Source organism: Tolypothrix sp. VBCCA 56010, assembly GCF_050875635.1.
GTDB lineage: Bacteria > Cyanobacteriota > Cyanobacteriia > Cyanobacteriales > Nostocaceae > Hassallia.
On sequence record NZ_JBPAOH010000423.1, the window covers coordinates 1 to 530 of the forward strand.

A 530-nucleotide genomic window follows, 5' to 3' on the forward strand; every position below is an offset into this window, starting at 1 on the left:
CCGTGGAAGCCTGTGGACGGGATCTGCCTGGGGGACCGATTGAAACAGGAAATAAACCTCATCTTGGCGCTTTGTCCAAGATTGTATAAGTTTTATAGAGCGGATAAAATGGCTGTTCGTAATAACTTAGTTACCAACTTGTGGCAGAGAGTACAACAAGATTCTGTCAGTTGGGGGTCGTTGGTACTTTGGATATGTGGATTGGTTGTATTGTTAACGATGTTGGGAATGTTTGCCAACGCTTAAAATCAGGAAAGGTAAAAATAAGACATTGCATAATATTGGGATTAATCGTAGAGACGTTCAGTCCGGAACGTCTCTACAATACGTCGATAAATTCGATGCGCGTCTGCTGGTAAACCATGCGCGGCAGTCACGCATAGCCGCGTGCGACTTCTAGTCGCTAGGGCTTAATGCTTTTACCTATTAACCCAAGTTGCTAGTTATGCGACCGCCAGTGCTTCGGGCTGGTGTATGGGGTCAGTATCCATCATAAAATCCCCTCCAGGAACAAAAACGGAGGGGAAGAT

The 530-nt window shown here is 45.7% G+C and carries 1 protein-coding gene; it reads left to right on the plus strand.

The annotated features are described in order from the left end of the window. The coding region (locus AABK37_RS41835) for a hypothetical protein (protein ID WP_432557249.1) at positions 1-246 on the plus strand (246 nt) is incomplete at its 5' end. Positions 247-530 lie beyond the last annotated feature (284 nt).